The sequence below is a fragment of the Microcoleus sp. T3_D1 genome (genome assembly GCF_036700405.1).
GTDB lineage: Bacteria > Cyanobacteriota > Cyanobacteriia > Cyanobacteriales > Microcoleaceae > Microcoleus.
This window is the reverse complement of sequence record NZ_JAUBOV010000136.1, coordinates 1-10700: the sequence shown is the minus strand read 5'-3', so window position 1 is coordinate 10700 and position 10700 is coordinate 1. Positions and strand designations below refer to the sequence as shown.

Annotated in this window: 8 protein-coding genes; 4 read left to right on the top strand and 4 right to left on the bottom strand. The window is 49.3% G+C overall.

Translation table 11 applies throughout. The annotated features are described in order from the left end of the window. Positions 1–159: 159 nt before the first annotated feature. Entirely contained in the window at positions 160–474 is a 315-nt protein-coding gene (locus QT992_RS32060; RefSeq protein ID WP_333343042.1) for a zinc ribbon domain-containing protein, read from the bottom strand. A 154-nt stretch (positions 475–628) separates the two neighbouring features. Here QT992_RS32060 and QT992_RS32055 point away from each other — a divergent pair, with 154 nt between their 5' ends. The 3 genes from QT992_RS32055 to QT992_RS32045 all read left to right on the top strand — a co-directional run bounded on the left by QT992_RS32055 (position 629) and on the right by QT992_RS32045 (position 2367). Further along, positions 629–802: a hypothetical protein gene (locus QT992_RS32055; protein WP_333322600.1), complete on the top strand. Its 174-nt coding sequence runs from the start codon at positions 629–631 to the stop codon at positions 800–802. A 41-nt stretch (positions 803–843) separates the two neighbouring features. Next, the gene (locus QT992_RS32050; protein ID WP_333322602.1) at positions 844–1425 is read left to right on the top strand and encodes a hypothetical protein; all 582 of its coding nucleotides are present in this window, start codon (positions 844–846) and stop codon (positions 1423–1425) included. A gap of 468 nt (positions 1426–1893) precedes the next feature. Further along, positions 1894–2367 carry a TspO/MBR family protein gene (locus QT992_RS32045; RefSeq protein ID WP_333322604.1) on the top strand — a complete coding sequence of 158 codons (474 nt, stop codon included), beginning with the start codon at positions 1894–1896 and terminating at the stop codon, positions 2365–2367. Between the two features lie 223 nt (positions 2368–2590). Here the strand turns inward: QT992_RS32045 and QT992_RS32040 are convergent, their stop codons facing one another. The 3 genes from QT992_RS32040 to hslO all read right to left on the bottom strand — a co-directional run bounded on the left by QT992_RS32040 (position 2591) and on the right by hslO (position 6721). After that, positions 2591–2860 carry a hypothetical protein gene (locus QT992_RS32040; RefSeq protein WP_333322606.1) on the bottom strand — a complete coding sequence of 90 codons (270 nt, stop codon included), beginning with the start codon at positions 2858–2860 and terminating at the stop codon, positions 2591–2593. 278 nt (positions 2861–3138) lie between these two features. Next, on the bottom strand, positions 3139–5202 hold the full coding sequence (locus QT992_RS32035; RefSeq protein ID WP_333317350.1) for a hypothetical protein: 2064 nt from the start codon (positions 5200–5202) through the stop codon (positions 3139–3141). A 619-nt stretch (positions 5203–5821) separates the two neighbouring features. Further along, the gene (gene hslO, locus QT992_RS32030; RefSeq protein ID WP_333317352.1) at positions 5822–6721 is read right to left on the bottom strand and encodes an Hsp33 family molecular chaperone HslO; all 900 of its coding nucleotides are present in this window, start codon (positions 6719–6721) and stop codon (positions 5822–5824) included. 386 nt (positions 6722–7107) lie between these two features. On the opposite strand from hslO, the gene QT992_RS32025 reads away from it, so the two are divergent. Continuing rightward, positions 7108–10700, top strand: a 3593-nt coding sequence (locus tag QT992_RS32025) for a DUF4114 domain-containing protein (RefSeq protein ID WP_333342909.1), incomplete at its 3' end; no start/stop codon positions are given.

Here is a 10700-nt window from a genome sequence, read left to right as displayed (position 1 = left end):
CGTCCCCGCTCGCGTATTGTACAATACGCGAGCGGGGACGCTCGCACTGTAAATGCAAAACTGAGATGCTCCCATATTAGAAGTCAGTAGTCAGTAGTCATTAGATTAGGAATAATTACCAATTACCGATTACCAATTACCAATTACCAATTACCGAGTTCAGTCTTTAAGCGGCTTACCATCTCGATTGACAATACGGCTTTCACCATCCTTAGCGGTGACATTTTCATAAACCCCTTCATCCCGCTTCACGTACTTGCTGAACCCCTGATTTTTATAATCGGTGTCCGATGTCGGCTTCATCAACCTCGGAGCGCTCAGCAGTCGGCGTACCGGAGCATCTGCGGGAGTCTCCCCGGGTTCGCGCTTAGCCAACTCGCACAGTTGACCCCAAGTCGAAACTTCCAGGTTCATGCTGTGCCAAACTTCTAACTGCTGGTTGTTTTCGGGACACAAATAATCGTATACAGGCATACTAAGAATCTCGTTTGCAACTACTAAAATTACTAATTGCACGGTTATTGAGAATATTATAGCTCAACATTACTAAAAATTCAACCCTAAGAATCAAACTTTACTATTTTTAACGGTTGTTGAAACCTTAAATCCGCTATATTATTAACCCTGTGTGCTTGCTGCCGGATGCGATCGAGACAAAGCCCAAAAGTACCCTACCCTGAAATCCTCTGACTCGATCGCACGATCGCACGATCGACGGCTAGCAAATGCCCGCAAGACTTCCCTCAATGCCGTCAAAGGATCGATCGTCATTTTCAGACTGTACGGAAATCACAGATTCTAAGTTTCAATTTTATTTATTTACTCACCAGCGAGGATTTACCGATGAGCGATTTCAAAGTTACGCCAGAAGTAGAGCTGAATACAGCTCAAATGTTGGAGCGATACCAACTGCAAGATGAGACAAATCTGCGGCGTTGGGCAAAACTGCACGGCATTAACAGCACTCGCGGTTTCTTCTATCCGAGTGAAGTAGATTTGATGGATCACGCTCACCACCATCTTTACAATTTGGGAATGAGCATTGCTGACTACCAAAGTCTTTTAGACCGGCGCCGCAGCCATTCCCAGAGACCGGGCGACCAAAATAAAACAGTAGCAAGTCAAGTTGCTGACGAAGCATACGATGCCATAGAAACGCTAACCGATCAGTATGCTGAAGCTATAGATTTAATGGGAGAACGTATAGCAGACCATTTCATAGATGAACTCGATTTATCTGTGATGCGGCACCTTTCTCAAAAAGTGAAAGACCGCCGCACTCTCAACGGTCAAAGCAAAAAGCCTAACCGTTTTCTCCAAGTGATTAAAGCTGTGTTGCAACCGAGCAGCGAAAATACGCTTCTGGTTCCCAAAAAAGAGGATGACTCTAGTTTAGAATTAGAACAGCATCATCGGCTCGGCTAGTCGCCGATTTTTGTGAAAGGCTAAGAGACTTTTTGTTCAATTAACTGGTCAAATTTACTGAAAAGCAGACCCGAATCCTCCCCTTGTCAAGGGGAGGGAGCAAGAGTCAATCGATTTTAGATTTTAGATTTTAGATTTTAGATTAAAGAATTGAAGCATTGACCCCACAGATAAATTGGGGGGGCAAGTTTCATCGGATACAGGTTTTTTATTTCTGGGTTCTGAGTCTGCTTTCGGAATGAATCACGTGGCGGGTATCCTGGATGCTTTCGGTCACATTTTTTATATTATGAAGGGGAAGTGAAGAGAATAAATTAACGTTTCCCAGAAGTCTAAATTACTTTTAAACTGATGTTGGGTTTCGCGACGGAACCAAACCTAATATAACTAGGGACAGATTGCGCGATCGCCAAAATTAGAGATAATATCTGCAGAATTGAACCTGTCAACCTTGCCCAAGGTAAAAAAATGATTAAATCCTGGATGGTAATTGGAGGCGTCGCCTTGATAGTAGCACTAGCCACTAACATAATCCCGCCCAGCGACTTCCAATGGTTCAACCGCTTGCAGCGTCCTAGATGGCTAGTATTTGAAAGAGCAATTCCCCTAATTTGGACAGTAATTTTTATTTGTGCAGCTTGGTCAGCAGTGATTGTTTGGGAAAAAGAACCAGGAACTCAGGAGACTTGGCTGAGAATGGGTTTGTACCTGCTTTTAGAAATAGTAACTATGTCTTACACCTCGGTTATGTGCAAAGTTAGGAGCCTAAAAGTCGGCACAATAATCGGCGGAACGGGCGCTATTTTAAGCGTAATGCTAGCTTTAAGTGTGTTGCAAGTTTCGGAGCCAGCCGCCCTGTTATTGCTGCCTTACATACTTTGGAGTCCGATCGGCACTTACACCACTTGGGCAATGATGCACCTGAACCCGGCGGATGTTTAGCCTCTCATGGAATTAGTCATTTTAATGGGATTGCACGCAGAGAAAAAAAGCACCTTTTAAACCTAAAATGTGCTCGCTGTTAGCTCCCCGGCTTCTTTAATAAGTCCGGGAGCGGAGTCTTCTGTTTTTTGAAAATAGGCAATTAACGATCAACTATCTCAAACCAGATCGACTGCCATAAACTTTAACCCTTTCTTTCTACCTTAAATTTATCACAAGAGTTTTATGTATCAGACGGCAAATTTTCGAGCGCGGAAATGAGTTGTTGCAGTAGCTCACCAAAGCCAGCCATCTGTTCATCAAAAGCATCGCCATTTCTTACATAAAGATCGTTCTTTCGTTCACTTTCAAGCACTTCCTTTGCAGCTATAACTTCTGCGACACTAATGCCATGCTTCTTAGATAATTTTACTATCACTGCAATAAAAGCATCCAGATGTGAATCTTCTACTGTGCAGTCATTTCGCTCTTTCTGGCTAAATAAAGTACCCATCTGGTTTCTAAAAATAGTTATTTTTTAAACATACCACAATTATGATATTCATTATTAATAAAGACTAAAACCGCAAAAAAATCTGTACAAATTAACGCTTGCTTGTACAGATAAGTAAAGATAGGATCGCGAATTAAATAACTTACAATTTTAATTGTTATTGTGGGATGGGCGTCCCGCCCGTCCAAAAAGGACGGGCGGGACGCCCATCCCACTTTCAAGAGTGGAAGTTATTTAATTCTCATTCCATATTAGGTAGCAGCTTCTCACCCTCAAACCTAGCGATTGCCAGAGCTGGTAGGAGGCTCAGTTTCCGGTGGTTCGGGAGGGGGAGATTCAGACTCAGGAGGATTCAGCGACTCCTCCCAAACTTTGATTTGCGATCGAGCTTGCTCAAAAGCCCGAGTCCCCGATGGAATTTTCTTCAAAGTCGCGATCGCCCCAGCCAGATCCGACGACGACTCTTCCACACCAAGCGCCAAAATCCGCTGGCTCCACTCATCAATCGCCTCACTCGCCTGCCACCGGAGCGAACTCGACTCGGGAACCTGACTTGCCAGCGCAATTGCCGTTTGCAAAGCGTCAGCAGTCCCCGCCCGGGCGGTCTGACGGGCGTTCTGCAAATTTTGCTCGCCCTGAAATTGAGCCTCCCAAGTCCGAATGTTCGATCGAGCTTCCTCATAAAGCACCCGTCCCGATCTAATCCGGCGGGCCATCTCAATTGCCCCCGCCAAATTGCCGCCCGCCGCTAGCTGCTGAGCTCTATCCAAAAACGGCTGGTCAACAAGCCGCTGTCTCCTCTCGATCCAAGCTTGAATTTTGGCTTGAGCTTCCACGTAAAGCGCCCTACCTCTAGCGATCCGAGAAGCTTGAGCAACAGCGGCTTCCAGAGCATTCGGATCGCCCGTACTTGCCAAATCGTTCGCTCTTTGCAAATACGGACTGTCTTCCAGCAGCTCGATTTGACGGCTCAAGGTGCTAATTTGACGGAGAGCTTCCGAAGCGCGGGGATTTGATTCCGGGACTGTTTGCAATTGCGCGATCGCAGCCCTCAAATCATTTACCCCACCAGGCGCCGCCAGCCTGCTTGCCAAATCCAAAACTTTCACATCAGCCATTTCTTGTTGCCAGCGGCCGACTAAATCTTGAGCTTGTTTGTATAAAGGGCGGCCGGACTTGAACTTTTGAGCAATCTCGATCGCCTTGGAGAAACCCTCAACAGAGCCAGTCAAAGCCAGAGAAGTAGCATTCGCCAACTCATTAAAATCTTGTACTTGTTCCGTTAAATTTGCCGAGTCTGGAATCTTGTTAGCGATCGCCATCGCCTCCTGCCAATCCCCTGCCTGCAAGCGTTTTTGGGCGATATCCAGAATTTTCTTGCTAAATTCCGCGATCGCCTTATTGGCAGCTTGATACAAATAACTGTTTTGACCAATTCCCTCAGCCAGCTTAATCCCCTTCACCAGATTGTCGAGACCTCCCTCGGAGGCTGTATTCCGGGCTTTTAGCAACTTATTGCCCTCCGCCTTAGTCGTCTGAATTAGCTTAGTCAATTCCTCGTACTTAGCCGATTCCCAGAAAGTATTTCCCAAATCCAAAAGCAGAGTAGCTTGGCTGAAAGCCAGCGGCCACTCTTCCTGACGCAAGTGGTCTTCCGCCGTGCGGTAAATTTTCTCTGCATCGCTCCATATCGACTGCCACTTTTCAATCTGCTTTTCCATCTTCGGGTAAGCCGGAACGTTTTTAGGAACCTTACGAGCGAGGGCAATCGCCTCATCCAGCTTTCCTTCTTGGAAACTAGCATTTCCCAGCCTAATAATATCCTCCGACCACCGATCGATTTGAGTGTTAATTCTCGGCCGCAGCGGATGGTTTTGTGGCAAAGCATTCACTAATTCGATCGCCAACAGCAAATCATCCGCCGTCCGCTTGCTTGCTGCTTCTTGAGCACAAAAAAAGCGATCGTTAGCAGAAGCCGTCGGCCAAAAAATCTTTGAGCAATTCGACTGCGAGGTCAGGTTGAGCAAAGACGCAATTGCCACAAACCCCATACCCACCGACAGCATCAAACTCACCGCCAGCCAAAACTGCCACTTCTTCGACCAGATCCGCCACAACGGATTGTGTTCCCCCGGCGGCTGCGAGTTTTCCCCAGACAAATTCGGCGGTAGTTCCAGATGCCCGGACGGCATTTTTCCCGAAGTAACCAACTCTCGGAGCTCTTTAAGTCGTTGGGCCCGGTTTTTCCTTGCTGGTAGCCGCACCAGCGACGAAGTATCCTTGGTTGACTCCAAGGATTCTGATGCAGACCAACGGCCTGATGTTTTGCGATCTTGACTCATATCCTCACCACAAACAACAACCAGCCTGTCTTAATTATTTCAAAACAGCGATCGCTGCTATTGACTGCTCTATAGAATGTATTCATAAAAAAACTCGGTAAGTGGGAAACGAGCGCGACTTCAGTCCTGAGAGGAAAACGACTCGGCGATTTCAATCGCCTTGAGTCTTTCCCCTTTCGGGTTGGAGGGGTATGGTTGCCCCTCCGATGAGGTATGGTTGCCTCAGTCTCCCTTGCGGGGTAATGTTCGTGCAGACCTGGTTATAAAGGCTTGTTAGACCTGCGACACTGTTTCAGTGACTTTAAAACTGTTTAATCGCAGGTGACAGAGCGGAAAACTGGCGGATCATTCGCCGGTGTCGTGACCTAAATAACGTCTCCTCTTGCGAGGGGTCTGGTCAGCATAGCTTGCTCGATTTCTCTTACAAGCGAGCGTGGCTTTAGCCCGCTCGTTACTGACCACTTTTAAATACTCGTGCAGGCGAAAGACTGCAAGAGCCGATCGCCAAACCGCAAAAATCAAAATTTTGTGATTAGGTAATTGATAATGGGTAATTGGCAATTGGTCAAGGCCTTTATCCCCAACTCGCACTCCTGATTGCCAATTACCAATTATTATCTCAAGAACCGGAGTTTGAGCGCAAATCGCCGATCAGTTCCGCCAGTTGGTCGCTATTAGCTTTGTAAACCTCGTTGCAGAAATGGCACGTAGCCTCAGCCCCCCCATCTTTTTCAATCATGTCTTGGAGTTCCGCTTCGCCCAACATTTTCAGAGCTCCCAAAACTCGATCGAACGAACAGCCACAGTCAAAGCGCACCATCTGAGTTTCCGGGAAAATTTCCAGGCCCATATCTCCCAGTAACTCTTCGAGAATCTGGTGCAGCGTTTTGCCCGATCGCAGCAGCGGCGTAAAGCCTGACAATTGAGCAACTCTAGATTCTAAAGTTTGCACCAATTTTTCGTCCGTTGCCGCCTTCGGCAGAACCTGCAACAGCACACCCCCAGACGCTTCTACCCCGCCCGCCCCCACAAACACCCCCAAAACCAGAGCCGAAGGCGTTTGCTCCGAGGTTGCCAAATAATGAGTCAGATCGTCGCCAATTTCGCCGGAAACCAATTCTACCGTACTTGAGTAAGGGAAGCCGTATCCAACGTCCCGCACCACGTACAAATAACCGTCACCTATTGCTCCGCCGACATCGAGTTTGCCTTTAGCATTGGGCGGCAATTCCACTTCGGGATTGTCCACATAACCTCGAACCGTTCCATCAAGTCCTGCATCAACCAGAAGCCCGCCCAGTGGCCCATCTCCTTTGATGCGAATGTTGACCCTCGATTCGGGCCGCTTCATGCTGGAGGCGAGTAACAGCCCTGCTGACATCGTGCGGCCGAGGGCGGCTGTAGCCACGTAGGAGAGCTTGTGCCGCTGTCTTGCTTCTTCGGTGAGGCGGGTGGAAATGACGGCTACAGCGCGAATTCCGCCCTCTGCGGCTGTAGCGCGAATTAATTGATCGGCCATGAAAAACCTTACTTTGTCTTTTGATACCTTCTCGAACTATTTTAGAAGTTCTTGAAGGTTGTGGCAGCAGAGAGCAGCAGTTGACTCGGCGGGCCTGGGAGTGCGATCGAACTTGTTTTAACTATCAAAGCAATAATATTACATTTCGCAATTTATGTTTATAAAATTTAAAGTTTTTTTGAACAAATAAAACTCCAAGCCGTGTATGCTTTGCTACATAGAAAGACAAAAAGAGTATATTTACAGAATTTCGCGCATTGATGTGTAGCGTCAGTTTTTATCCCAACGTATCTGCATCTATCTGCGCCTGTCTGCGGTAAATTTTTACTTTTTAGTTAATTTTTCGATGGCGATTCGGGTTTACTGCTAAATAATCATGAGGATATATGAATAAAATTCAAGACGTTTTATTGCCTCTGGAAAAGCCCTTTGAAATTAATCCCGAATTAACAAAAACCGATTTATTAACGTCAGGAAATTTACTAACTTCAAGCAGCATTACCGACAGTTCCAACAGCATTCCCGTTCCACTTTTACAAACATCCACTGTCAATTTTTTAATCCCCCAAAAAGTTGAAGATGCCAATAGTTTTGAACAATTTTTAACACAACCGCAACTCTTGGGTGCAGCCCCAAAGGCCTCGCCCTCAGCCTCCGCAAGCAGCGACATCTTAACCGGCGAAAAAGTAGAAACACAAGCTGACCGCACCGTTTGGAGCCAACTCCTCGGCGCATCCACCCCCGAACGGCAGGCAAAAAATAGCACTTTGCCAGCCGGAGTTTTCCAAGTCGGTGCTAGCGGACAAGTCAGTGCAGACTACCTGTTTGATGGAGGATACTACCAAGGGGAACTGGCTATTTTCAGCATGAAGGGGATGGAAACCTTAATCCCCGGTTCAAAACCCTTCATCCTAGAGGCATTCCGCAGAGTTCTCACCAATTCCACGTTAGGTCGCGTTGTAATCCGCGACTCTACCGAAGGCGCCAAATTCAGCGGTTCAATGCCAGGAGAATTTAATTGGGGTTCGGGGCCATACACCGGCCTCAAAAACTTCACCATGACCCCAGGTGACACCTTCGCGGTCATGGTGATTCCCAATGGCACAATACAAATATCTTACGCCACCCAATTGCTGTGGAATTTATTCCCCGAACGCCGCCCTTTATTCTCCGTCTCCCCAACTAATTCCACCAACAGCGGCTACCAGCTAGCACTCGCCGACGTTACAGGTTCGGGCAATACCTTTGCCATTGAAGACGAGCCGGCGGCCCAAACAGACCGCGACTACAATGATATTATCGTCAGCTTTATCGGCGCGAGTGGCAACGCCACCCCAATCGGCAGTGTCATCAACCCAGCCAGAGAATGGCGCACCACCCCTCTGGGACAGCAAATTATCAGCTACGCTAACAGCTTAGTTCCCAACGATACAACACCGCCCGCGATCGCCGCCACCTTAACCAACGATACCGGAACATCCAACAGCGATCGCATTACAAACAATCCTACGATCGGCGGTACCGTCACCGACAGCAGCAGCATAGCCAGCTTCCGCGCCGGTTTCGACGACACTCCCATTGCCGAATTCGCTGACATCACCCCCCTCCTCAACAGCAGCGGCAGCTTCACCCTCAGTCGCACCCAACTCGAAACCATCCGCCGCAACCCCCTCAGAGATGGCATCCACACCCTCCGCCTCATAGCCACCGACTCCCGTGGCAACACATCAAACACTTTCAGCCTCAACTTCACCCTCGACACCGCCGCACCCCAAACAGCCCAGCAGACACCAATTCCCGGAGGCAACCACAGCAACACAGTCCGACTCATCGGTACTGCAACCGACACCGCAACAAATCTATCCAACCTGCAATACACCGTCGATGGCGGCAGCCCCAACACCTTGAATCCTGGAACCGACGGCAAGTTCGACTCCTTGCCGCCCAACTCGCCGCTAGCCACCGGCAGCCACACCACTGTTCTAGAAGCAACAGATACCGCCGGCAACCAAACATCCCAGACTGCCAACTTCTCCGTCGCCAACAACTTCACCGTCGCCCCTCCAGCAACAACAGGTTGGGCAGCAGCATCAACGGACACTGTACTCCTGGCCGAACGCAACAGCAAACTCGTCCAAGCCGTAATGCCCGTACAGTTAGGGCAAACCACAGGGAGCCGCACCCTGCGGTTCCAACTGGCAGCCAACTTCGACAAAACAGATACAGCATCGGCAATTGAAGACTTGTTTCAGGTGTTCCTAGTTTCTCCAAGCGACTCCAACCAAACCCTGCTCGATGGGGGAACACCCGGAACCCCGCTATTTTCGCTAGCCGGCAGCAAAGCCGAATTCGTACCTGGACGAGTGCGGTACAGCGGCGACACCGTAGAAATCGATTTGACCAGTTTGAAAAACAGCAGCAGCGGTAATCTGTTGTTCAGACTAACCGACAGCGACACCGATACCGGCAGTACCGTAGAAGTCAAGAACCTCACCAACACCGTCGATGAAGAAGGTACAGCCAGCCCAGTCTTTCTGCCAGCGCAGAACAAAACCGCCAGCGGTGGCAGTCTCGATACCGACAACCTGACAGCGGCCCCCAATTTAAAAGTAAATTTCAGTCAGGTACAGTTTGACCCCGCCACCGGTAACTACAAAGCATCAGTACAGGTACAAAATACAGGCAGCCCAGTCAGCCGCAGCGTGGCGGTAGTTTTCCCCGATTTGCCAGCCGGAGTAACCCTGCAAAATCCCGACGGTACCGACAGCAGCGGCAAACCCTACATCAATTTGCGCGGTGCTATTCCTGCTGGGGGATTGGATACTGGGGCTATTTCAGATGCTGTAGAATTAGTCATCAGCAATCCCAACTTTCAGAAATTTTCCCTCACGGCTACCGCCATTGCCGGTGCCGCCAATCAAGCTCCAAACTTGGCTGCAATCGAGTCCATCGACGTTAAAATCGGAGAAACTTTCAAGCTGCCCCTCACCGCAACCGACTCCGACGGCGACCCCATCAGCTTTGCCGTCAAATCGTCCGCTTCCTTACCCACGGGGAAAATCACCGGCAACGGCACCCTAGAAATTTCTCCCACTCCCGAAGAAATCGGAACCTACAACTTTACGGTAGTCGCTAGCGACGGAGTTTTAGAAACAACTCGACCTGTTACAGTTAACGTTACCCCTTCGACTGCCGGCCTCACTCGCATTTCAGGAGTAATTCAAAACACCAACCAGCAACCCTTAGAAGGTGTGTTGGTGGGACTCGGCGCCTTGCGGGCAATAACAGCAGCCGACGGTTCCTTTGAAATTCTGCGGCTGGAATTTCCCGGTTTGGCGGAACTCGGACTTCCCGAATTAGTGCCGCCAGATACCCTGCAAATTTACGGTGACGGCATTAGCGGCGAAGACAACTACCCCTACATTGCCGAAAAACTGCCGCTGTTACTGGAACACGAAGTTTACTCCAACGTTAACAACGTCATCTCCCGTCCGATTTACCTGCCGCCAATCGACACCGCCAACGGCAAAATTATCAACCCAGCCGCCGACACCACCGTCACCACCGCAGCCATTCCCAAAGCATCGGTATTTGTCAAAGCCGGTTCCCTCCAAGATGCTGAAGGCAACCCCTACACCGAAAACCTCAGCATCACCGAAGTCCCCACAGAATTAACCCCCGCCGCCCTGCCGCCCAACCTGCATACCGACTTGGTAGTCACCATTCAGCCGGGGGATATGGTGTTTAGCACCCCTGCCCCCCTCTCCTTGCCCAACCGCGCGGGATACGCACCGGGCACGACAATGGACTTGTGGTCGATTAACCCGACAACAGGCTTCTTCGACAATGTAGGCACCGGTAAAGTCACCGCTGACGGGAGTGCAATAGAAACCGTTTCAGGTGGCATCCGCAACAGCAGTTGGCACTTCTTCGCCCCGCCCGCACCTTCGCCCAGAAATCCGGGTCAAGACCCCCGCAA